General features: G+C 72.3%; 15 protein-coding genes, 2 tRNA genes and 1 pseudogene. 7 read left to right on the top strand and 11 right to left on the bottom strand.

Going from position 1 to position 22,929, the window contains the following annotated elements; all coding sequences use genetic code 11:
* Positions 1-546 precede the first annotated feature (546 nt).
* A complete protein-coding gene (locus ACLF5H_RS31615) occupies positions 547-1,566 on the top strand; it encodes a terpene synthase family protein (RefSeq protein ID WP_421679439.1) in 1,020 nt (339 codons plus the stop codon).
* Positions 1,567-1,720: 154 nt separating this feature from the next.
* On the opposite strand, the gene ACLF5H_RS31610 is transcribed toward ACLF5H_RS31615, so the two are convergent.
* The 4 genes from ACLF5H_RS31610 to ACLF5H_RS31595 form a co-directional block, all read right to left on the bottom strand.
* A complete protein-coding gene (locus tag ACLF5H_RS31610) occupies positions 1,721-2,557 on the bottom strand; it encodes an aminoglycoside phosphotransferase family protein (RefSeq protein ID WP_421679438.1) in 837 nt (278 codons plus the stop codon).
* A 107-nt stretch (positions 2,558-2,664) separates the two neighbouring features.
* Positions 2,665-2,758 (bottom strand) — tRNA-OTHER (locus ACLF5H_RS31605).
* A 283-nt stretch (positions 2,759-3,041) separates the two neighbouring features.
* Complete coding sequence (locus ACLF5H_RS31600; protein WP_421679437.1) at positions 3,042-4,598, bottom strand: FAD-dependent monooxygenase; 1,557 nt, start codon at positions 4,596-4,598, stop codon at positions 3,042-3,044.
* A 100-nt stretch (positions 4,599-4,698) separates the two neighbouring features.
* Positions 4,699-4,792 (bottom strand) — tRNA-OTHER (locus tag ACLF5H_RS31595).
* A gap of 1,236 nt (positions 4,793-6,028) precedes the next feature.
* On the opposite strand from ACLF5H_RS31595, the gene ACLF5H_RS31590 reads away from it, so the two are divergent.
* Positions 6,029-6,286, top strand: a complete 258-nt coding sequence (locus tag ACLF5H_RS31590; RefSeq protein WP_421679436.1) for a DUF5988 family protein — start codon at positions 6,029-6,031, stop codon at positions 6,284-6,286.
* Positions 6,287-6,301: 15 nt separating this feature from the next.
* Positions 6,302-7,684 (top strand): hypothetical protein, encoded by a 1,383-nt coding sequence (locus ACLF5H_RS31585; RefSeq protein WP_421679435.1) that lies wholly within the window; start codon positions 6,302-6,304, stop codon positions 7,682-7,684.
* Positions 7,685-7,689: 5 nt separating this feature from the next.
* Here ACLF5H_RS31585 and ACLF5H_RS31580 read toward each other — a convergent pair whose 3' ends face one another.
* From ACLF5H_RS31580 to ACLF5H_RS31550, 7 genes are all read right to left on the bottom strand, one after another.
* Positions 7,690-7,854, bottom strand: a complete 165-nt coding sequence (locus ACLF5H_RS31580; RefSeq protein ID WP_421679434.1) for a hypothetical protein — start codon at positions 7,852-7,854, stop codon at positions 7,690-7,692.
* 178 nt (positions 7,855-8,032) lie between these two features.
* Complete coding sequence (locus ACLF5H_RS31575; protein ID WP_421679433.1) at positions 8,033-9,304, bottom strand: cytochrome P450; 1,272 nt, start codon at positions 9,302-9,304, stop codon at positions 8,033-8,035.
* Entirely contained in the window at positions 9,301-10,272 is a 972-nt protein-coding gene (locus ACLF5H_RS31570; RefSeq protein ID WP_421679432.1) for a spirocyclase AveC family protein, read from the bottom strand. The genes ACLF5H_RS31575 and ACLF5H_RS31570 overlap by 4 nt, the downstream gene beginning before the upstream one ends.
* Entirely contained in the window at positions 10,269-11,168 is a 900-nt protein-coding gene (locus ACLF5H_RS31565) for an NAD(P)-dependent oxidoreductase (protein ID WP_421679431.1), read from the bottom strand. The genes ACLF5H_RS31570 and ACLF5H_RS31565 overlap by 4 nt, the downstream gene beginning before the upstream one ends.
* Positions 11,169-11,191: 23 nt before the next feature.
* The gene (locus ACLF5H_RS31560; protein WP_421679430.1) at positions 11,192-11,614 is read right to left on the bottom strand and encodes a nuclear transport factor 2 family protein; all 423 of its coding nucleotides are present in this window, start codon (positions 11,612-11,614) and stop codon (positions 11,192-11,194) included.
* Between the two features lie 32 nt (positions 11,615-11,646).
* Positions 11,647-13,110 carry an FAD-dependent oxidoreductase gene (locus ACLF5H_RS31555; protein WP_421679429.1) on the bottom strand — a complete coding sequence of 488 codons (1,464 nt, stop codon included), beginning with the start codon at positions 13,108-13,110 and terminating at the stop codon, positions 11,647-11,649.
* A gap of 17 nt (positions 13,111-13,127) precedes the next feature.
* Positions 13,128-19,496 (bottom strand): type I polyketide synthase, encoded by a 6,369-nt coding sequence (locus ACLF5H_RS31550; RefSeq protein WP_421679428.1) that lies wholly within the window; start codon positions 19,494-19,496, stop codon positions 13,128-13,130.
* Between the two features lie 404 nt (positions 19,497-19,900).
* Here ACLF5H_RS31550 and ACLF5H_RS31545 point away from each other — a divergent pair, with 404 nt between their 5' ends.
* From ACLF5H_RS31545 to ACLF5H_RS31530, 4 genes and pseudogenes are all read left to right on the top strand, one after another.
* Positions 19,901-20,392, top strand: a complete 492-nt coding sequence (locus ACLF5H_RS31545) for a DUF2975 domain-containing protein (RefSeq protein WP_421679427.1) — start codon at positions 19,901-19,903, stop codon at positions 20,390-20,392.
* Positions 20,392-20,613, top strand: coding sequence for a helix-turn-helix domain-containing protein (locus ACLF5H_RS31540; protein ID WP_421679426.1), 222 nt, complete (start codon positions 20,392-20,394; stop codon positions 20,611-20,613). The genes ACLF5H_RS31545 and ACLF5H_RS31540 overlap by 1 nt, the downstream gene beginning before the upstream one ends.
* A gap of 334 nt (positions 20,614-20,947) precedes the next feature.
* Positions 20,948-21,382, top strand: a pseudogene (locus tag ACLF5H_RS31535) (alpha/beta fold hydrolase); the annotation flags it as partial.
* Between the two features lie 271 nt (positions 21,383-21,653).
* On the top strand, positions 21,654-21,824 hold the full coding sequence (locus tag ACLF5H_RS31530; RefSeq protein WP_361680711.1) for a hydrophobic protein: 171 nt from the start codon (positions 21,654-21,656) through the stop codon (positions 21,822-21,824).
* The last annotated feature ends 1,105 nt before the right edge of the window (positions 21,825-22,929 follow it).

Below are 22,929 nucleotides of genomic sequence, written 5' to 3'. Positions count from 1 at the left end.
CCCCGCAGCTCACCGCTTCTCGTGAACCCGGCACCGCGCGGCCGACAATGCGCCCGTAGCACACCGCCGCCCTCACCAGGCCCGCCCGGACACCACCGGCCTGCCCCCGGGGGCCGCCCGCGCGCACATCGCACGCCCCCGACGGCCGTCAGCAACCCGCACGCCCCGCTACGCCCTTGGCGCCGGATGCGGCCCTGCCTAACGTCCAGGGAGACACGCCGTTTCAGACGCAGCGCACCAGTGCCCCTGCTCCCTTTGCCGGGGGTCTCGCGCACCGGATTTCACCGCGGGCCGGAATGCTGCAGTCACCGCAGAGTCTTCGCACCTGGCAGACCGGCGGCCACCCGAGGCCGGCGAGGAGCCCATCACCTTCTCGCCCCTGAAGGAACTCCACCGCGACCTGCGCGCTCGCCCCAAACCGCCGCAGCACGAGGAGTAGTGCCCGCAGACGACAGCCAGGCACCGCGGCTCCTCGCCCGCACCGCCGTGCAAGCAAGAAGAGATTCCACGCAGAGCCGTACGTCCACCTCCCGAGAGGAAACCGTCATGGGCCGTGCCGAGTGGGACCAGATCTGGCCGTCCGACACCAGCAGGCGGCTGCTCCCTTATCTCCGCAACGTGCATGACGAGGAAATCCAGGAGTCATTACGGTCCTGGCTGCATGAGTCGGGAATGCTGGCCGCACACCCGCAGACGGTCGACCGGCACGTCCAGGACTTCGCCGCGTACACCAGCTATTCCTACCCGGGGGCCCCGCGGGACGGACTGCTGCTCGCCGCCAAGTGGATGACGTTCTTCTTCCTCTTCGACAACGAACTCGACGACCAGCCCGTCGCCTCCATACCGGCAGAGACCCGCTCCCTGCTGTGCGACCTCGACAAGATCGTCTCCCTCGGGACGAAAACACAGCCTGAACCGGACACCTGGAATTCGCCGTACGCCCAGGTGCTGGACCATCTGTGGAAAGAGGCCCGGGAATTCTACTGCAACCCCGCCTGGGAAAGGCTGTTCGTCAACCTGTTCGCCAGGTACCAGCGGGCACAGCGCTGGGAGCTGTACTCGAAGTCGCTCGGCCGCCAGTGGGACTTCACGACCTATACAGAGTGGAAACGCCACGGCACAGCGGGGCTGCTGGGCGGGTCGTTCGTCGCACTGTTCACCCGGCGGCCCCTGCCCGACGAACTGCTGCAGGGGCACGTGCTCCGGAGGATGAGCGATATGGCCTGTGACGTCCTGCATCTGGCCACCGACATCAATTCCGCCGCGCGCGAAGCCCGTTTCGAAGGAGTCCCGAGCGTGCTCACCACGCTCCTGCACAACGGCGCCGACATCACCCGAGACGAAGCCTTCCGCATCTTTCTCACCCACCTGTGGCAGCCCCGGCTCAACAGCCTTCTGCAAGCCGCCCAGGACCTGCCCCACTTGTTGGACGCGATGGGCCAGAACACCCCGCAGAACCTGTCGGACGCCGAGAACTTCACCGAGGACCTCTTGCTGTGGACGGGAGGCCACCTGCAATGGCTCACCTATGCCGCCCGCTACCACCACGAGAGCGAGACGACCTGACCGGCAGCGGCAGCCTGACAACGGCCGGCACGATCGGCTGCGTTGTCGGGGCGTGAGGAGGCGGCAGGCGAGTTCGAGGAACGCTTCGTGGAGGTCGGCCTGCCGCCGCACGTGGCTCCGGAGGCCGGGGTGTCGGATTCGCGGGTGACGATGTTCAGGTCAGCAGCTCAGCGATGCGGTCGGTGACCTGGACGAGCCATGCCGGATCGCCGTACTCGCGCCCCCAGTGGGCGGCCATCACGGCCCGGGCCTGTACCCAGCGTCGGGCCCGTTCGCCGTCCACCTCTGCGGCGTCGGCGAAGATGGCCAACCGGCGCAGCAGCGCGGCCTTCAGGTCATCGGCGGCGAGCAGATCCTCGAAACGACTCCGCACGAGTGTGATCGCGTCGTAAGCCAGGTCGCCGGCATATCCCTTGGGGTCGATGGCCAGCCATGGCTCCCGCTCGGCCCGCAACACGTTCCCGAAGTGCAGGTCGCCGTGGACGAGCGTGTCCGGCTGGTCGCGGCCGAGTTCACGTACGGTCGCGATCGCAGCCTGCACGACGTGCGGCGGCAGGGGCCGAGGCAGCCGCGCGTCGTCCTTTCGAAGGTCCTCCTCCCATCGCTCGGCCTGATCGCGAAGTCGTGGGAGACCGGGCGGGGCCTGGACGGCCAGCCTCCGCGCGAGCCGTCCGGCGACGGCGACGGCCTCGTCGACGCTGTCGAGATCGGCCAGGGTTCCGTCTCCGGCCTGTTCCAGCAGCATGGCGAACCGCGCGTCGTCACGCTCATGCAGCAACACGGCCCCGTGTCCGCCCCAGACCGCGAATGCGTCCGGTTCGTGCACGTTGCCAGGATGCGGGAACGAGACCTTCAAGACCGCGGACGCTCCGCCGGTCGACCGGACCGGAAGGATGATCCCCACCTGCCCATGTCCGACCGGCCCGGTGGGCCTGAAGTCCCAACGGTCAGGGCCATGCCGGGGTCCTCGGGAATTACGTCGTCGTCCCACAGGCCAGCGGGTTCGCAGGGCCCGCCGGTCACTCGGTGCGGGGCTGCGACGGGCCGGTGGCGGCGCGTTCGAGGACCCGGCGGATCATGGGCCCGCGCGTCCCGTTGCGGAGAGGGCAGGATTTGAACCTGCGTGGACCTGTGAGGGTCCGACTTCGGGCTATTGCCCTGGTCCCCGATAAGCCGCTCCGGGCACCTCTCCTCGTGTTCGGCCTGTGCTGGTGTGCCGTTCACTGGTACTACCGTGCCAGGACCCGCTGACACACCCCTGACCGCCTACTGACGGGCGGCCCCGCGCCCCGGGACACGCGCGGGCGCCCCGGCCTTCTGCCGCGACTCCGGCTGCGGGACCGCTTTCCGTCTTCGTACGGAGCACCCTGCCGGGGGAGGGACGGGGGTGTGTGGCCGCCGCTCCGGGCAGGTGCGGCGGCCATGGGCGGGCGAGGCTCGGTTCGTGGTGCGGGCCCGACAGGCAGCGCGGCGGATCAGCCCGGCGCCACCGCGCACTCCGGCGCCCCGAACCACTCCTCCAGCGCCTGCGCCAGCCCGGCCGTCGGTGTCGGCGCTCCCGTGTCCATCGCCCAGGCCGTGAAGCCGTCCGGCCGGACGAGGACCGCCGCCAGCTCCGGGCGGGCCGGGCAGTCGGCCGTCAGGGTGTCGACACGGTCGGTATATCCCGCGGCGAGGGCCCGCAGCTCCGGGTCGTCGGTGAGATCGAGCAGGAGCGCCCGGCCTGCGTGGAGGTGGTCCGCGAGGCGGCCGGCGCCGGTGAGTTCGAGGTCCGGGGCGCTGCGGCCGGTCAGCGGGTGTTCGCCCGGAAGGTCGTACCGTATCCCGCTGCCGTTGAGCCGTGCGGTGAGATACGTGGTGCCCGTGACCGTCCCCGCCAGGTCGCCGACGATCTCGCGCAGGGCCCGGGACCGGGGGTCCGGGCGCATGGCCGCGACCTGGGACCTGGTCCAGTCCAGGACCCCCGCACCGACCGGATGCCGCTCGCGGGTGTACGTGTCCAGCAGCCCCTTCGGCGCCCGGCCGCCGATCACCGCGGCGAGCTTCCAGCCGAGGTTCATCGCGTCCCCGATCCCCAGGCTCAGCCCCTGGCTCCCGAACGCGGAGTGCACGTGCGCCGCATCGCCCGCCAGCAGCACCCGGCCCCTGCGGTACTCGGTGACCTGGCGGGCGTGGTCGGTGAACCGGGTCGCGGTCCGTACCTTGGTGATCGTGGCGTTGACGCCCGTCACGCGCCGCAGCCGCGCCTGGAGGTCCTCGGCGGTGACCGGCGCGTCCCGGTCGGCCGGCGGGCCGTCGAACTCCACGGTGACGACGCGGCCCGGCATCGGCCCGTGGGCGTACACCCCGGTGTCCGTGGCGCTCCAGCCGACCTTCCGATCCTCGGCGCCGGTCATCTCCACGACCGCCTGGTGGCAGGTGATCTCCGGGTCGGTGCCGGGGAATTCGAACCCCGCGAGCTTGCGGACCGTGCTGCGGCCGCCGTCGCAGCCCACGAGCCAGCCGGCGCGTACGGCCCCGTGGCCGGTGTACACGGTGACGGCCCCGTCGTCCGCGTCGAAGCCGGTCAGTTCTACTCCCCGGCGCACATCGACGCCGAGCTCGTCCGCCCGCTCGCCGAGCAGCCCCTCGATGTCCTGCTGCGCCACGAAAGCGATCTCGGCGGCGGGCCCGGCGTCGCCGAGGCCCGGCCCCGTACGGTCGACCAGATCGGCGCGCAGCATGATCCCGGCGAAGTGCCCGACGATCCCGAGCCCCTGCCCCGCGGCCCCGCCCCCGTCCCCGCCGTTCTGTTCGCGTATGAACGCCCGGAAGCGGTCCATCGCCTGCCGCTGCACCTCGGCCATCGCGGGCAGCATGCCCCGGCGGTAGAGCGCCTCCGCGGCGGGTGTGGTGATCGCCCCGCCCTTGATCGTCGGGTCCACCTCGGTGCGGCGCTCCAGGACGGCCACCCGCGCGCCTCCGAGCCGGAGTTCGCAGGCCAGCATCAGTCCGACCGGGCCGCCTCCGGCCACCACTACGTCATAGTTCATGGCGCCGACTATGACCGAGGGATGGAAAAGCCAAAAAGCCGCCGCGGTGTCAAGAGACGGGCCGCGCCGGGGGAATGGGGCGGGCATGTGCTTCTCGTTGCGGAGAGGGCAGGATTTGAACCTGCGTGGACCTGTGAGGGTCCGACTTCGGGCTATTGCCCTGGTCCCCGATAAGCCGCTCCGGGCACCTCTCCTCGTGTTCGGCCGGTGCTGGTGTGCCGTTCACTGGTACTACCGTGCCAGGACTCGCTGACACACCCCTGACCGCCTGCTGACCGGTCGGACCGGCCGACCCGGCGGCGGACCGGCGGACGGCGGACACGGCCGCGCGCCGGGGCCGGGGCCGGGGCCGGGTGGAAGCCGCCAGCCGGAACACTCGAACCGACAGAAGGCGCACGGGTGATCGGCGTCCGGCCGGACGGACCCCCTGCACCGCTCCGTGAGCACCGGGCGCCACCCGCATCCCCCAACGACGCGCCCGTCCCCCCTCGCCCTCACCGGCCTGCCCTCGGACGCGCGCTCACGCACGGCCCGCGGCCGAGGGGCCGGGCGCCCCAGCGCAGGTCTTCCGATCTCAATGCCCGGTGCGACGGCCGTGCAGCGCACCGCCTGCCCCGTCACGGCCGCGGCGGCATCACTCGCGCCGAGCGGCCCCGGCCCGCAGCCCATGACGTGACCGGCCGTCAAGCGCCGGGCCGCCGCGCGAACCGCAGACGGACATGCCCTCTGAGGCGAGACACATCACGAGAAGCGGGCAAGTTTCAACCGATTCACAGATTTACGGGCCGTCACCCGTCGACGGGTCCGCCACCCCTGCCCCAGACTCGGCGGTATCCACTTCCCGTACCCCTCTTCACGAAGCTCGGTGGCTGCCGTGGGTCGTCCAGTTCGCGTTGCCGTCGAAGGAGCGGGCGTTCCAGGGGGCCGCGCGCTCCGGTGCCACCGTGGCCGACAAGGCATCTCCCCGATCGGCTGCCGCAGGCCCAGGCCGCGATCCCGCCTTCCGGGTCCATGCCCCCTACCGCTTCCCGAACTCCCCTATCAAGTAAGGCCGTTACCGCCCTGCGGCAACCGGTCCCCGCCCGCGGCAGCCGACGGCCGGGCGCACCCCGACCCCATCGGCACCGATCCACCCGCCACCGCCACCCGCCGCACGCCAGTTCCGCACAGGAGCCGCCCATGAGGAGCCCGACACCGCGACCAGACCCGTGTTCCCCCGAGGCACAGAGCGCACAGAGCGCCGCGCCCGGCCCGCCCGGAACCAGCGGGCAGAACCCCGGGCGGCCCCCCCGCCCGCCCCGCCGCAAGCCCCCTACCGCCGAACGCCCGCCCACCCGGCCGGTCGGCCCACCGCCCCCGCCCGGCCGCGCCGGCAGATCCGTACCGCCTGCCGGTCGGCCGCTGCTCACGCACCGACAAGGAACACCGTCATGACCGTCTTTGCCGAACCGGCCGAGGACATCGCCCTGGCCCACGCCCGACAGCAGCTCGTCCTCCTCGAAGGCGCCGGCCGCGGTCCCGGAGGACTCATGCGGCTCACCAGCGGCACCACCGCCCTGTCCGACCGGGTGACCGTCGCCTTCTACGGCCGCCACCAGCACTTCACCCGCACCCAGGAGACCCGCGCCGTGTCCGGGCTCGAGGTACCGCTGTACCGCTGGACCTACAGCACCGCCATCGCGGAATAGCACCCGAGGGAAGGAATGGCACACCGTCATGCCAACGACCGGCTGGCCGCCCTGCTGCGGGAAGCCGGCTGGACCAACGGGGAACTCGCCCACGCGGTCAACACCCTCGGGGCGGCGGAGGGACGCACGCTGCGCTACGACCGTACCTCCGTCGCCCACTGGCTCTCCGGCACCAGACCCAGACCGCCGGTGCCCGACCTGGTCGCGGCGGCCCTCACCCAGCGCACCGGACGGCTCGTCATCGCCGAGGACACCGGCTTCTTCCCCCAGGCGTACGCGCGCGATCCGCTGCCGGGCACCGATCCTGGGCACAGTCCCCTGAGCGCGCTGATCGCCCTGTGCCGCCAGGACTGCGATCCCGTCCGGCGGCCGGCACTCACCTCGGCGACGTTCCGCGTCGCCCCGCCCCCGCCCCCACCCCCACCGCCCGTACCGCCCCCCGTCCCCGCCCCGGACGGCCCCGCGTCCCCGCCACCGGCCGCCGAAGCCGACGTGGCCATGCTCGACTGCGTGATCCTCGTAGCCGCCCGCAGCACCGGCCTGTTCGGCGGCAGACACGCCCGCAGCGCCCTCGCGCAGTACCTCGCCGACGACATCAGCAGCCAGAGCCGGCACACGCTCGGCACCCCCCTGGAACCGCTGTGGCTCACCCGCACCGCCCAGCTGACCCATCTGCTGGCCCTGAAGAGCGACGACACCGGGCACAGCGGACTCGCCCAGCAGTACTTCCGTACGGCGCTGGCCCTGGCCTCGGCCGGCGGGGACCGCGTCCAGTACGCGGTCACCTTACGGGCCATGAGCTGCCAGGCGGCCCGCCTGGGCCACACCGAAATAGCCCACACCCACGCCGAACACGCGCTGGCCGCCGCCGAGAACCTCGCCGACCCCGGCACCCGGTCCTACCTGCTGGCCCAGCGGGCCTACACCCACGCTCTCCGGCAGGACGGCCGCCACGCGCTGGCCGACCTCGACACCGCCGCACGCCTCCACGAGCGGCACGGCGACGCGCCCGGCGCCCGGCCGCGGCCGTTCGCCTCCTATCCGCGGGCCGGCCTCGAATACCAGCAGGCCCTGGTGCTCCTGCAACTGCGCGAGCACGAGCGGGCCATCGTCCATCTCGCCCATTCCTTCGGCCACCGCGCACCCGGTGAAAGGCGCTCCATCGCGCTCACCCACGCGCTGATGGCCGATGCCCTGCTCGGCGTCGGCCGTCTCGACGAGGCATGCGTCCACGGACACCGGTTCCTCGACGAGATCGCCCCGTTGGACTCGGCCCGGGCCCACCAGGCGCTGTCCCACCTGTGCGGGCGCCTCACCCCGCACCGGCGCACCCCCGCGGCGGCGGCGGTCCTGGAGCGGGCACGCGCCCACGGCGCGGAGAACCGGCCCGTCCTGTGAGCCGCTCAGCCGTGCGGAGGCGGCGGCGGGCCCGCGTCCTGCGGGGCGTACGGCGGCGTGCGGCGGCAGTCGGTCGCGGCGCCCTGGGCGTCCGCCTCGGGCAGCTCCGCTTCCCCGACCTCTTCGAGGGGCGGGAACGCGGCCAGTTGGTACATCTGAGGATCGTCCATGGCTCCGAGGTATACAGGCGGCCCGGCACACCGGGACGCGGAGGACAGGGGCATATGCGCGCGGTTCACCCGTTCGAACTCGCGTGAGCCGAGGGGCGCGCGGACGGGCTCCGCGACCGGCCGGCCGCTTCTCGCGGGGCCCGCTTTCAGCAGAGTTCTCTTTCAGCAGGGTTCTCCTTCAGCGGGCGCAGGGCAGGCGGCTGATGCCATGGATGAGGCCGGAGTAGGTGTGGACGGGCGCGGCGGTGGCGTGGACGCCGGGTGCCCGGGTGAGTAGTTCCCGGTAGAACAGGGCGGTCTCGCGGCGGGCGAGGTGGGCGCCGAGGCAGTGGTGCGGGCTGGGGCCGCCGAAGCTGAGGTGCGGGTTGGGGCTGCGGCCGATGTCGAACGTGTGGGGGTGCTCGAAGACGTCCTCGTCCCGGTTGGCGGAGTTGTAGTAGAGGATGATCCGGTCCCCGGCACGCAAGGGGTGGCCGTCCACGGTGGTGTCGCGGGTGACGTTGCGGCGCATCCAGGTGCCCGGGGTGGCGTGACGCAGGGTTTCCTCGACGGCGCCGGGCATGCGTCCCGGCAGGTCGGCCAGGAGCAGCTGCTTCTGGCCGGGGTTGTCGGTCAGCAGGTGCAGCATGTGGGCCAGGGTGCTGCGGGTGGTGTCGTTGCCGCCGACCAGCAGGATGCGTAGGAACGCGCCGAGTTCGGCGTCGGTGAGGGGCCGGCCGTCCACGGAGGCCTGGACGAGGGTGGTCGTGACGTCATCGGCGGGGCGGTCGCGGCGCAGGCGGGCGAGGTCGCCCATGAGGGTGCTGAAGTAGGTGACCGCCTCGGCCACGGCACCGAGACCGGCGCGGTCGGTCGTGTTCGCGATCTCGGTGATCGTGTCGGTCGCTCGCACCACGTCCTCGTAGGCCGAGGCGGGGACACCGACGATGGCGCAGATGGCACGCAGCGGCAGCTGGACGGCGGCCTCGGTGACGAAGTCGCACGGGGTCTTCTCCAGCAGCTCGTCGACGACCCGCCGGGCCGCCGCGGCGATCATGCCGTCGTGGCGGCGCAGGCCACTGGGGTTGAACGCCCGCGCCACCACGCGCCGCATCACGGTGTGGCGGGGGGCGTCCATGTGCAGCAGGGAGCCTTCGGCGCTCCCCCCGAAGGCGGGCGAGCGGTCTTCGAGGGTACTGCTCGACGGTGCCGAGCCGAACAGATCGGGACGGCGGGAGACTTCGGTGATCTGCGCGTGCCGGGTCAGGGCGTAGAAGCCGTAGGAGCCGGAGCCGGAGCCGGAGCCGGAGCCGGGGCGGGTCGGCCGGTAGGGGAAGAAGACGGGTCCCCTTCCGGCGCGCAGCCGCGCGAAGAACACGTCGATTTCACTGATCGGCCTCTGCCAGAACTCCGGACGGAGCGGGTTGCCGGCGGTGCCGTTGCCGTTGCGGTTGGTGTCCAACGGGGTCACCTCGCGTTCATGGGCCACAGGTAGGAGGGGGTGTCGGCGGGCATGGGGCCACCGGCCAGACCCCACAGGACGCACAGCACCAGATAGACGAGGGTGGCGACGTTCCCTGCCCCGATGCCGGCGAGGATCCGGATGATGTTCTGTCCCCGCGCGGTGGAGGCGAGTTCGGCGCCCCGGTAGATCCACGGGACGGCGCCCCGGGTCCGCTCCAGGTGCCGCATGACGACGAAGGGGGTGGTGAAGAGCGTCGCGGTGAACGCGGCGGACAGGGGGATGTCGTACCAGTGCCCGGCGAAGAGGGTGACCGGCTTCCAGGCGTGGGCGTAGGAGTAGACGCCGGTGTTGAGCAGGGCGGCTTCGATCAGGGCGTCGGTGACGATGCCGGCGGCGACGATGACCGTCCACAGCCGCAGCGGCCCCCAGCGGGGAAACCGGTCGGCTATTTTGCGGCCCACGAACGCCTGGGCCCACACCCACAGGATGAGCAGGCCGAACCCGACGCCGGTGACGGCGATGGGCGCCTCGATCTGGAGCTCCGGGTGAGGCGGGCCCCAGCCGGGAATGTACGGACCCCACGAATTGACGTGCGCTACATGCTGGTTCACCACGATGGTGATGTCGCGGTAGTCGAACAGCGGGCTCTGCCAGGAGGAGATCAGGAAACCGGCGGCGATGCCGGCGTCGAGGGTGACCTGTCCGCGGCGCAGGCTGGTGCGGGTCAGGTGCACGGCGCAGGCGATCAGGGCGATGACGAGGAGGACCTGCACGGTGATGACGACGGCGGTGCGCGCGGGCGAGATGCTGTCGCCGCTGTAGTGCGGGGAGCGCACCCCGTGGACCGCCCAGGGGGTCAGGACCGCTGCCCCGGCCAGGGTGAACACGATGCCGGTGAGGGCCCACCAGAAGGCGGGGGTGCGGAGGAGGCGGCGAGGGGGAGTCGCGGTGGCCGTGCCGAGTGTGCTGGTCATGACGGATCGTCCCGTGTGTCTGTGTGTCCCGGGCCGCGCAGGAGACCGATGAAGCTGCCCGAAACACGTGGCCGGGTCCACCGGTTGGCGATGCGCAGGAGTTCGGCCATATGCGCGGTGAGCGGGAGCGGGGTACCGGCGGTGCGGGCGGTCGCCAGTGCGGCGTCGAGGTCTTTGACCAGGTCGGTGAGAGTGCCGAGAGTCTCGTCGTGCGGGTCGAGCATGTGGGGCAGGAAGTGGCGCAGAAGAGGGGTGTCGGCGAAGCCCCCGGCCAGTCCCCCGAGCAGCCGCTCGGGCGGGATGCCGGCGGCCTCGGCCAGGGTGGCCGCTTCGGCGACACCCCACACGTTCGCCGCGACGATGACCTGGTTGCACAGCTTGGTGGCCTGCCCCGCGCCGAGGGGGCCCATGAGGGTGATCTGCCGGGCGTAGACGCGCAGCAGCCCGCGGACACGGTCGAAGTCGGACCGGCTGCCCCCGGCCATGACGGTGAGGGTCCCGCCTTCGGCCGCGGGGATACCGCCGGAGACGGGTGCGTCGAGCCAGGAGATCCCGTTCGCGGCGCTCAGCCGTCCGGCGACCGTACGGGTCGTACCGGCGGGGATGCTGGAGTGGTCGATGACGAGCTGCCCGCGGCCGGGAGCCGTGTGCAGGCCGTCCGCTCCCAGCGCGATGCCGGTGACGGCCTCCTGGTCGGTGACGCACAGGGCGATGACGTCGCACGCCCGGGCGAGCTCGGCGGGGGAGGCGGCGACGACCGCGCCGGCCTCCCGCAGGGGCTCGGTCTTGTCCGCGGTGCGGTTCCAGACGGTGAGCGGGAAACCTGAGACGAGGATCCGGTGCGCGATGGGGGAGCCCATCACGCCCAGCCCGATGAATCCGACGGTGAGGGTCACGGCTGCTCCGGACACGGGGTGGGTCAGGTGATCTGCCGGGTGATGGTGGTGAGGTTCCAGTAGGAGACCTCCGTCCGGAACTGTCCCCCGGGTGAGAAGGTGAAGACGCTCAGCCCGTGCTTGGTGAAGCGGCGGCCCATCACGGCGTTCTCGGTCACGCGCGGGAAGTGCCCGACGACGGTGGCCGACAGGGTCCACTTGGTGCCGATCTCACCGTCCGGACCGACGAGATAGCCGTCGAGGGTGAGCTGTTCGTCGTGGAAGGCGTCGAACCAGGTCTCCACGTCCTTGCGGAGCTTGGCCTTGTCCTCCACGACGCTGTCCAACGCGATGTCTTCCAGGCGCAGTTCGTCGGCGAAGCACGACAGATAGGCTTCGAGGTCGTTGGTGCACAGGGAGTTCGCCCAGGTGCGGAAAACTTTGTCGTGTTCGGGTGAGATGTTCACTGGTCCTCCGTGTTCCGGTTCGGTGCGAGCGTTCAGGCGGACAGGCGATCCAACAGGCGTCGTATGTCGTCCAGTTGCGCGGTGGCCGCCGCGCAGGCGGTGTATCCGTCGGGCCGGATGAGCAGACACTGCTCCCTCTGGCCGTCGACGTGCTGGTGGGTGACGAGGGGGCGGCCGCGCGCGAGTTCGTCGGCCCGCTGCCGCAGCGCCGAGCGCCCCGCGCCCCGCGTGACCAGCCGGTAGGCGGTGGTGGGCCGATCCGCCCGCGCCCAGTCGGGGCAGGGCAGCCCGACCGCCGCGGCATCCGAGAGGCGTCCGATGCGCCGGGGCCGGTCGGGGGCGGGCGCGCCCAGCGGGGTGTGGGGGTAGGAGGTCTTGAGCCCGGCGAGCCTCGCCGTGTACCAGCGCTGGACGGCCGGTACCGAGGCCGCCGCCCTCAGCACGAGATCGCGGGCTCGGTCGGCCGGCGGCCCCGCCAGGGCGACACGGGCCACCAGCCCGGTCATCCGCAGCACCTGCTGAGCGGCGGCACGCCGCTCGGTGTCGTAGGTGTCGAGAACGCCGCCGCACAGACGCCGGTCCATGACGCCGGCGAGTTTCCAGGCGAGGTTGCGGGCGTCCTGCATACCGAGGTTCGCGCCCTGCCCGCCGACCGGGTAGTGCGTGTGGGCGGCGTCGCCCAGCAGGAACACCCGGCCGGTACGCATCTCGTGGACGAGGGACTCCTGCGAGGTGAACTCGGTCAGAAGCGTCAGGTCGCTGACCTCCAGGGTGCGCCGGCCGCGGCGAAGGAGGGCCCGGACCTCCTCGATGCCGGGCTGGATTCCCTCGGCCACGTTGCCGGCGACCCGGTAGGGGCCGTGGGGGAGGGGAGCGATGAGGAGTGCTCCCCGCGCGGTGAGGGTGTACTCGATGTCGGTGACGGGCGGTGCCGGGGTGAGGGCGCCTTCGGCGAGCAGGAACCGCGACACGGCCTTCGTCCGGGTGGACGGCGTGCCCAGCGCGGTGCGGATGGTGGAGTGGGCACCGTCCGCACCGATGAGCCACGCCGCGGTGAGGGTGCCGGTCCGGCCGCTGCCGTCGGTGGTCTCGACGTGCACCTCGTCCGGTGTCCGGGTGAGGCCGGTGGCGCGCCGTCCGCGTTCGACGGTGACCCCCATGGCGGTGAGGGCCTTCTCCAGCAGCCGGTCGGTGTGGTGCTGGGGCAGGACCAGCGGGGCGGTGCCGGGGGTGAACCGGAAGCGGGCCAGGCGCCGGGTGCCGGTGCTGTAGGTGAAGGCTTCGGGCTGTCTGCCCAGGGAGAGTGCTTCGTCGAGGACACCGTAGTCGGCCAGGACGGCGAGCTGCGGCGGCCACAGCAGGATGGACCTGGTGCCGGTCGCGGCCTGTGGGCCGGCGTCGATGACGCGGACCGTCGCGCCGTGGCGCGTCAGTTCGCACGCGGCGGTGAGCCCGCACGGGCCCGCGCCGACGACGAGGACGGAAGCAGGGTCCACCAGAGGTCCCCCCTTGGTCACTTCGGGAGCCGGTCGGTGAGGAGTTCGGCGAGGTCCGCCGGGGTGGGGTGGGTCCACAGGGCGGTGGTGGGCAGTTCGACGCCGGCCTCGTGGGCGATACGGTTGCGCAGCTGGATCGCGAGCAGGGAGTCCAGACCGAGTGCGACGAACGCGGTGCGGTCCTCGACGCTGTCGAGGGGGCATCGGAGCACGGCGGCCGTGTGCTGCTTGATCTTCTCGTGCAGGAACTGGGTACGCCGCCCCGGATCGGCCAGGCCGTTCCATTCGGTCAGGAACGTGCCCGTGTCGTCGGCGGGGCCGTCGGCGCGGTCGATCGCCGCGTAGTAGGCGAGGCGGGCCGCGTCGGGGTGCAGGGAGAGCCGCAGGTCCAGATCGTGCGGTGAGTAGACCGTCAGGGGCCGCCCGGAGCGGGTGACGATCTTCTCCAGCGCGGCCATGCCCTCCTCGGGGGAGATCATGGCGTAGCCGAGGGATTCGATGCCGGTTCCCCTGCCGTGCCCGGACCAGGGCCCCCACACGATGCTGGTGGCGGGCAGCCGCTGGGCGAGCCGCCAGCGGGTGAACTCGTCCAGCCAGGAGTTCGCGGCGGCGTAACAGGTCTGCCCGGGCTGGCCGATGACGGCGGCGACGGAGGTGAAGTTGATCCACCAGTCCAGGGCGCAGGTCCTCGTCGCCTCGTGCAGGTTCCACGCGCCCAGTGCCTTGGAGTCCCACACCCGTTGCAGCTGCGCGGCGCCGATGTTCTTGAGGACGGAGTCCTCGACCACGGCGGCGGCGTGCAGGACGCCGCGCAGGGGACGGCCGGTGGCCTCGGCCGCGGACACCAGGCGGTGGGCCGTCGCCGGGTCGGCCAGGTCGCCGAGCGCGACGGTGACATCGACGCCGCGCGCGGTGAGCTCCTCGATGACACGGCGGGCCCGCTCGCCCGGTTCGGACCGCGCGCCGAGGACGAGGGCGCGGGCCCCGTGACCGGCGAGCCACTGCGCCACGTCCAGACCGAGACCGCCCAGCCCCCCGGTGATGAGGTAGGACGCGTGCGGTTCGACCGGCCGTACGTCCTGAGGGGCGACCGGCAGCGTGACCTTCCCCTCGGCCGGCCAGACAAGCGCGAGGTTGCCGGTGTGCCGGGCACCCGCCATGGTGCGGAACACCTCGGACGCCTCCAGGACGGGGGAGGAGGTCATGGGCAGCGGCGGCAGCAGGCCCGCCGCGTAGGCCCGGCCGATCTCCTGTACGAGGGAGGCGATCAGGCCGGGCTCCTTGTGCAGGAGCAGCGCGATGTCGACGCTGCTGAAGCTGATGTTGCGGCGGAACGGCAGAAGCCCGAGGTGGGTGTCCTCGTAGATGTCGCGTTTGCCGATCTCGATGAACCTGCCCTTGCGGGCGAGCAGATCGAGACTGGCGGTCTGCGCCGGGCCGGTCAGTGAGTTGAGGACGACGTCCACCCCCCGGCCCTGGGTGATCTCGCGCACCTGCCGGGCGAAGTCGAGGCTGCGGGAGTCCATCACGTGCCGGACGCCCAGAGAGCGCAGGTAGTCCCGCTTCTCCTCCGTCCCGGCGGTGGCCAGGACCTCGGCCCCTTTCATCCGGGCGATGTTGACGGCGGCCAGCCCCACACCGCCGGAGGCGGAGTGGACGAGTACCCGTTCCCCCGCTGCCAGACGTGCGAGGCGGCACAGCCCGTACCAGGAGGTGAGGTGGGCGATGGGGAGCCCGGCCGCGTGCGCGAGCTCTGCGGGGGAGGTGAGGGGGACGGCCCAGTCGGCGCGCACCGTGACGCGGGAGGCCATCAGCGTCTCGTGATCGCCGGCCCAGCACACCGGCACCGCGACGAGGTCGCCGACGGACGCGGAACGGACGCCCTCGCCGACGGCGGTGACCGTACCCGCTCCGTCGAACACGGCCTGCGGGACGATGTCGGTCCCGGACAGCAACTGGTCGTAGGTGCCGACCGCCTTGAGGACGTTGATGAAGTTCAGGCTGGTGGAGTGCAGTCGGACCTGGATCTGCCCGGAAGCGGGCGGCTCGGGCACCAGCGCGCCCAGGTGGAGATCGTCGAGGGTCCTGCTTCGGCCGCGGAGCAGCTTGGCGCCCTGCGTACGCCAGTTCACGCCCGCACGGACGCGGTCGCCGGGACCCAGGGGGCGATGGGTGAGGCGGGCAAGATAGCGGGCCTCTTCCCGGTAGGCGATGTCGTCTTCGGTATCGGGGCAGGTCAGCAACTCGCGGGCGAGTCGCTCCGGCGTGGTGCGCTGGTCGGCGTCCAGGTGGGCGGGACGCAGCGCGGCCTGCTCCAGAGCGAGGACACGCAGGGCGCCGCGCAGTCCTGATCCGGCGAGGCCGGGCGTGTCCTGAGGGGTGACGTGCGCCGCGTCGCGGGTGAGCACCCACAGCCGGGGCATGCCCTCGCCGTCGGGGGCCGGCGACTGGGCAATACGTATCAGGTGTTCGAGGTTGGTCCGGGCACGGACCGCTGGACCGGATGCGCCGTCCAGGGCGGGCAGGTAGACCACGGCACGCGTCGCGGCGCGGGGCGTGCCGCTGACGCCGGTGACGGGGTGGAGGGCGGCGGTGGCGCCGTGTTCTTCGAGGGCCGCCTTGAGGTCCGCCGCCTCGCCTGCGCGGTCCGTCTCGTAGTACAGCTCCCAGTGGCCCGTCTCGGTGATCTCCCGGGTCCCGGAGGCTTCGAGCCAGGTGACGTCGAGGGTGCGCCGGTCGAAGAGATCTTCGCCGTCCTCGGAAGGAACGTTCACGCAGTCGATCGCGTCCGCCTCGGCGAGGACGGTCCCGGTGGCATCGGTCAGCAGGCAGCGGGCGGTGCAGGAGCGGTCGCCCACGTCGGTGAGCCGTACGTGGGCGTACGCCGCCGTGGTGGTGTCGCCCAGGACCCTGAGCCTGCCGAGCCGGCGCGGCAGCATCCCGCCGGGCGGCACGGGGTGGCAGGCCAGCCAGGTACTGCCTACCGCCTGCAGGCAGAGGTCGAGCAGGACGGGGTGCAGCCGCAGGTTCCGGCTTCCCGCGCGCCCGGCCGAGGGCAGCACGACGTCGGCCAGCGCGCACGGCTCGTCGTCCCCCAGTTCCGTGTCAACGCCTGGGGTCTGCCGCACGCCGTCGCCGTGCCCGTGGATCAGGCGCAGGCGGGTGATGCCCTGGAACGCCGGACCGTGGGTGATGCCCCGCTCCTGGCGCAACCGCCGGTACAGCTCGGCCGGTTCGACGTCCTCGCACGGCGCCGACAGCAGGGCGGCGATGTCCACCGGCGCGGGCGGGCGTTCCTGCGGGGCGTGGTGGAGCCGGGCACCCGCGTGGGCGGCGAAGGCGCCGTCCGGCCCGACCGCGTTCAGGGTCCAGTCGGCGAGGGCGGGCCCGAGCGTGGTGGCGACCGCCGTGACCTCCCGGCTCTCGCCGAGGGCGAGTATGCGGTGCAGGTCGAGGTCGCGGACCTCCACCTCACCCAGGGGCGCGGAGAACACGTCCGTGGCGCAGGCGACGGCCATCTCCGCCATCGCGGCACCGGGGAGGACGGGCACGTCGTTGACACGGTGCTCGTCCAGCCAGGGCAGGGTGGTGCGGGTGAGGGTCTGCTGCCACAGGTGGCGCCGGGCGCTGGCCGGGTCGGCCAGATGGATGCCCGTCAGGACACCCTGGCCGCCGCGTCCGGCGGTGGGCAGGGCGGTGCGCAGCGGTGAGGGGGCGATGCTGTGCCGGGTGCGTTCCCAGCTCATGGTGGGCACATCGGCGAGCGCGGCGTCCTGGTAGGGGGTGTCAGGCCAGGTGACCGGGTGTCCGGTGCAGTGCAGGGCGGCCACCTCGGTGAGGAACGCGGTGCGTTCGTCGGTCTCGCGGTGCAGGGAGCCCAGGACATCGACGGGATCGGGCCCGAGGGCGGCGGCCGTGGCGTGGACCGCGTGCGCGAGGACCGGGTGCGGGCTGATCTCCACGAACCGGTGGAAGCCGTCCTGGACGGCGGCCTGGACGGCGGAGGCCAGCAGGACCGGCTGCCGCTGGTTGGCGGCCCAGTAGTCCGCGTCCAGCCGTACGCCGCGACGGGCGTCGTCGAGGACGGTGCTGTAGAAGCGGACGTCCGGGGTGCGCGGGTCCAGACCGGCGAGGGCGGTGCGCAGTTCGTCCAGGATGGGATCCATGTGCGCGGTGTGCGCGGCGATGTCGACGTTGACGAACGTGGCCGCGATGTCCTCCCGCTGCCAGGTGCGCACCAGCTGGTCGACGGCGTCCTTGTCGCCGCCGACCACGGTCGCCTCCGGTGAGGTGACCACGGCCACGCTCACCCCGCGCACCCCGCTCGCGGCGATCCTCGCCTCGACGTCGGCGCGGGGCAGCGCGATCGAGGCCATCCGGCCGGCCCCCGCCCGGCGCACGTTCAGCCGGGAGCGGCGGCAGATGACGCGGGCTCCCTCCTCCAGGGTGAGGGCGCCGGACACGACGGCGGCCGCGGCCTCGCCCATGGAGTGCCCGATCACCGCGGCGGGCCGTACCCCGTACCCGGCCCACATGGCGCACAGGCCCAGCTGGATGGCGAACACGGTCGGCTGGACGCGGTCCATGCCCTCCACGAGACGGGCACCGGCCAGGGTTTCGCGCAGGGAGAACCCGGACTCCTCGGCGACCAGCGGCTCGAGCCGGTCGATGACCCGGGTGAAGCCGGCGTCGCGGTCCAGCAGGCCCCGGCACATGCCCGCCCACTGCGAGCCGTGGCCGGAGAACAGGAACACGGTGTCGGCCCCGGGCCTGGCCGTGCCCCGCGCCACACCGGTGGTGGCCGTCCCGGGGGCGGCCTCGGTGAGCCGGCCGATCAGTTCGGCGCGGGTGGCGGCGACGACCGCCAGCCGCTCCCGCAGCGGGGACCGGCGCACCGCCAGGGTGTGGGCGACATCCGGTAGCGCGACGCCGCCCCCTTCCCCCTCCAGCCAGTGGGCCAGGCGGTCCGCGGCCGTGGTGAGCGCCGGCCGGCTCCGCGCCGAGAGCAGGAACGCCAGCGGCTCACCGTCGTTGTGCCGCGCGCCGCCCGCACCGGACGCCGCCGTACGGCGGCGTCCGTGTCCGGGCCCGTCGGGGGGCTGTTCGACGACCACGTGCACGTTGGCGCCCGTGACGCTGAGGGAGGACACGACGGCCAGCCGCCGCCCCTCGCGTTCGGGCCAGGCGACGGTCTCGGTGGGCACCAGGAAGCGGGTCGCTCCGGCGTCGATCTCGGGATTCCAGCGCCGGAAGTGCAGGTTCGGCGGGATCTCACCGCGCTGTACCGACAGGAGGGCCTTGAGGACCCCGGCCAGGCCCGCCACCGGTTCGGTGTGCCCGATGTTCGTCTTCACCGAGCCGAGCGTGCAGACGCCGGGCCCGCCGCCGTAGACCTCGGCGAGCGCGCGGAACTCCAGGGGATCGCCGACCTCGGTCCCGGTGCCGTGGGCCTCCACCAGACCGACGTCCCCCGGATCGACACCCGCGGCGGCCAGGGCCCGGCGGCAGACCCCGATCTGCGCGTCGGTGGAGGGCGCGGTCAGCCGGGTGGAGCGGCCTCCGTTCTGGTTCAGTGCGCTGCCCCGGATCACGCCGAGGATCCGGTCGCCGTCGCGCAGGGCGTCGTCCAGGCGCTTGAGCGCGAGGACCACGCAGCCCTCTCCGCGCACATAACCGTCGGCGGCGGCGTCGAAGGCCCGGCACCGGCCGGTGGGCGAGAAGAACGACCAGCGTGCCGGCGGCACGGACTCCTCGGGCCCCAGGATGAGGACGCACGCCCCGGCGAACGCCAGGTCGCTCTCCTTGTCCCGCAGCCCCTGGCACGCGGCATGCAGGGCGACGAGCCCGGAGGAACACCCCGCCTCCAGAGTCATCTGCGGGCCCCGCAGATCGAGGAGGTAGGCGATGCGGCCGGCGGCCATCGAATGAATGCTCGCGTTCATCGCATAGGCGTCGATCTCCTCCAACGGCCGCTGGGCGCGCAGGAGATACTCCTTGTTGTAGACACCGAAGTAGGTACCGACCGGCTTGCCGGACAAGGACTTCGGCGGCACTCCGGCATGCTCGGCCGCCTCCCAGAACGTCTCGCACAGCAGCCGGTGATGGGGATCGACCCAGGCCGCCTCATGAGCGTTGATGCCGAAGAACGCGGGATCGTAGGCGTACACGTCCTCGTCGAGGAAGGCCCCCCATTTCAGCCGGGCGGCGACATCGGCGGGAAGACCGAAGACCTCTTCCTGGCTCCACCGCTCCTCGGGAACCTCGCGGACGACGTCCCGCCCGCCGGTCAGCAACTTCCAGAACGACGCGGGGGAGTCGACACCCCCCGGCAGCCGGCACCCGGCGCCGATCACCGCCACACGCTCTTCACTGGGTCGTTGTTTCACCCCGGTACTCCTTTGCACACACGAGCTGCGTCGTCCGGCGACAGCGTCCGGCCCGCTTCCGCCCCTGGGGGGCGGAAATACGGGAACTCCTCTACCGGTACGGGGACATGGAGGGACGGCGGACAGGAACAGAAAAATGGGGGAGAGGCATGCCTGGCAGGAGTGCGCTGCTCCGCCCGGACCGGTCACCAGGCGGCGGGGGCGTCTCATGCGAGCCGGGGCAGCCTGTGGGGGGTTCGCCTCAGCCCCCATCAAACCGGGGGCACACCTGCCCGTAAAGTCCCGGGCGCCGCGTAATGCGTGAACGCGATGAAAGGCCGCCCGGACGCCGCCACCTTTCTTCACCTATCGAAACTTATCGAATCTCGATAGATTCCCATCGTTGCTCGATGGAAGGAAGGTTCGTGGGGAAGCTGACCGTGCGTGCGCTGCGCGCCGTGCTCGTGGTGGTGTTCATCGGCACCGTTCTCGTACAGACATCGATGGTGTGGACCCTGGTCAGCGGGAACGACCCGGAGGACGGGACACTCCCGCTGACCGCGCTGCGCCTGATCACGGTCGTGGGCATGGTGACGGTCCAGTTCGCCCTGGCCTGCGTCGGGCGGCTGGTGACGATGGTGCGACGCGGAACCGTGTTCTCCCACGCCGCCTTCCGGTACGTGGACGGCGTGATCGGCGCGATCGTGGCAGCCGCCCTCGCCTGGTTCGCGGTCACGGCCGTCAACGCGCCCGGCCGGCGCGACGATCCCGGCGTCACCCTCATCATGGGCGGCATCGGCGTGGCTGTCCTGGGGGTCGCGCTCCTCGTCCTCGTCCTGCGGACGCTGCTCGCCCAGGCCGTCGCGCGCGACGGCCTAGCGGTCCAGCTGCGGGCCGAGTTGGACTTGGTGATCTGATGCCGATCGCCGTCGACATCGATGTGATGCTGGCCAGGCGGAAGATGTCCGTGGGCGAACTCGCGGACCGCGTGGGGATCACTCCCGCCAACCTGGCGGTACTCAAGAACGGCCGCGCCAAAGCAGTCCGCTTCACGACCCTCGCCGCACTCTGCGAGGCACTCGACTGCCAGCCGGGCGACCTGCTCCGCTGGGAAGCGGAGGACACCGCCGACGCATGACGCGCCCTTCCCGCAGCACGATCGCCCGCTGCCTCTGACCGGTGAGGACCGGCATCGTGGTGTCACCGCCACGGTGTTCACTGTCCTGTGCCGCTACTGGGGCATGGTGGCGGGCGCGGCGGTGCGTGTTGTCGGTCTGCCCGGGGTGGCCGGGCTGCTGTTGACGGTCCTGGTATTCGCGTTGTCCTGGCCCGTGCACGCGGATGCGTAACCGGCGCGTCTGGTACCACCACCTGTAGGACCCCTACCTGCACGACCACATCACCCTGGCCGACCGGACCCCGTGATCCGTTCTGTGTTTCGTCTGGGGCTGGGGTTGGGTGGCACTGTCTTCGACTACCTGAGCGTGCCTGAGAACGCGTTCGCGCGGGGGCAGAACCTCGGTCTCGGGGAACCGGAGGCGCTGGGGGCTGTGAGGATCGATCCGCTCTCGCCGGATCCGGTCTATGTCGAGGAGCTGCGGCAGGCCTTCTGTCACGACGTGCCCGTCGGCCGCTTCGATCGCTGGCGTTCCGTGCTCGGCCCTGATCTGCCGCTGGCGGTCCCGGCGACCCCCGTCGTCCTGACCGCACAGCGGTGGGGCCGTGTCCCGCGTATGTACGTGCGCTGCGCGCAGGACCGGGCATTGCCGGTGTCCGTGCAGGACGTGATGATCGCGGAGGCCGACCGGGCTCTGCCGGGCGAGCCGTTCACCGTGCGTACGCTGCCGGGCGGCCACAGCCCGTTCGCCGCCCGCCCGCGGGAACTCGCCGAGACCTTGGCCCGGTGAACGGCCGAGGCTCCCCGCGGCCGGTGATCGGCGTCTTCGGGGCGGCCCGCGTGAGGTGCCCAAATTCTGGGCTATGGCATCGCGTCGGGTGGTATCTGCTGTGTCGGTGCTGTGTGTCGGTGCTGTGTGTCGGTGGTGCGTGGGGCGGGGGAGAGGGGGAACCGTTCGGGCAGGGGGTGCGCGTATGCCCCTCACTTCATAGAAGTAACTCATGTTTTGTGTGCTTGTAGGGGTGAAGTAAGGGCATCCGGTGGCCAGGAGGTTGATAACGATGGTTCCTTTGATTCTTGTTCTTCTTCTGGCTCTGATCCTTTTCGGTGCGGGTTTCGCGCTGAAGGCGTTGTGGTGGATCGCGGTGATCGTGCTCATCGTGTGGCTGCTGGGCTTCGTCGTCCGTTCCGCGGACGGCGGGGGCCGTAAGGGCCGCTGGTACCGCTGGTAGACAACAGGCACCCCGTATGACACGAAGAGCGCGCGCCCTGCACGGGCGGCGAGTGGGCCCGGCCGGCATGGCCGGGCCCACTGCCGTGGACAGGTTCCTTCCGGAAGCGCCGGAAGGTACCGGGCCTGCCGGGCACGCCGCGGGGTGCGCGAGCCGTGCACCGGCCCCGCGGGCCCGGCAGCAGAACCCCGCTCCTCCTGCCCGTGGGGCCGTCGCCGCGCCCCGGAACCGGGCCCGCCCCCCTCTGGCGCCTCGTGCTCACCAGTCACCCGTCCCGCCGGACCCCTTGTCGGGCCCGCTCCGCCGCGAGCCGGTAGCGCCGAACAGCGGTCCCTGGCAACGGTGCCTCGTGCGCCCCAGCCACCAGATCGGAAGAGCACCTGGCCCGCGGGCGTCGCCCGGCGTGTACGACGCGCTGCACGGCCTCCTCGGCGCCCAAGACCCCGGCCCGCCGGCCCCCAGCCCGCCGCCCTCAGCCCTCAGCCCCCGGCCCCCGAGCCCCCCGCCCCGCCCGCACCCCCAGTCCGTAGTTCCCTCGAGTCCGCGATGCCCCCGCCCCCCGGCCCCGCCGCCGGCCGGTAGCGTCGCGATCCGCCCCGCCGGGCCCGCCTCGCTCTCGCTCCCGGCGCTTCGTGCGCCCCAGTCACCCGCATCGCCGGGCGTGCCCCGCCGCGAGCTGGCAGCGCCGCGATCCGGCGATCCGCCCCGTCGTGATCCGGCGGTGCCGAACAGTGGCCCCTGGCGACGGTGCCCCGTGCTCCCCAGCCACCCGCCCCGCCCCGCCGCGGGCCGCTCTGCCGGGCCCGCTCCGCCGTGAGCTGGCAGCGCTGCGATCCGGCGATCCGCCCCGTCGTGATCCGGCGGTGCCGAACAGTGGCCCCTGGCGACGGCGTTCCGTGCGCCCCAGCCACCCGCCCCGCTCTGCCGGGCCCGCTCCGCCGTGAGCTGGCAGCGCCGCGATCCGGCGATCCGCCCCGTCGTGGTCCGGTAGCGCCGAACAGCGGTCCCTGGCAACGGTTCCCCGCGCACGCCAGCCACCCGCCTCAGCCACCCGCCCCGCTCCGCCGGGCCCGCCCTGTCGGCCGCTCGCCCCGCCGGGCCCGCT

It is taken from the genome of Streptomyces sp. LaBMicrA B280, from assembly GCF_049222185.1.
GTDB lineage: Bacteria > Actinomycetota > Actinomycetes > Streptomycetales > Streptomycetaceae > Streptomyces > Streptomyces murinus.
Note: the sequence above shows the minus strand (reverse complement) of the source record. Positions and strands in the feature narration are given on the sequence as shown.

Coding starts and splice junctions, on each gene's coding strand:
- ACLF5H_RS31615 (WP_421679439.1), top strand. CDS start 547: ATGGGCCGTGCCGAGTGGGACCAGATCTGGCCGTCCGACACCAGCAGG.
- ACLF5H_RS31600 (WP_421679437.1), bottom strand. CDS start 4,598: ATGAACTATGACGTAGTGGTGGCCGGAGGCGGCCCGGTCGGACTGATG.
- ACLF5H_RS31590 (WP_421679436.1), top strand. CDS start 6,029: ATGACCGTCTTTGCCGAACCGGCCGAGGACATCGCCCTGGCCCACGCC.
- ACLF5H_RS31585 (WP_421679435.1), top strand. CDS start 6,302: ATGGCACACCGTCATGCCAACGACCGGCTGGCCGCCCTGCTGCGGGAA.
- ACLF5H_RS31580 (WP_421679434.1), bottom strand. CDS start 7,854: ATGGACGATCCTCAGATGTACCAACTGGCCGCGTTCCCGCCCCTCGAA.
- ACLF5H_RS31570 (WP_421679432.1), bottom strand. CDS start 10,272: ATGACCAGCACACTCGGCACGGCCACCGCGACTCCCCCTCGCCGCCTC.
- ACLF5H_RS31540 (WP_421679426.1), top strand. CDS start 20,392: ATGCCGATCGCCGTCGACATCGATGTGATGCTGGCCAGGCGGAAGATG.
- ACLF5H_RS31530 (WP_361680711.1), top strand. CDS start 21,654: ATGGTTCCTTTGATTCTTGTTCTTCTTCTGGCTCTGATCCTTTTCGGT.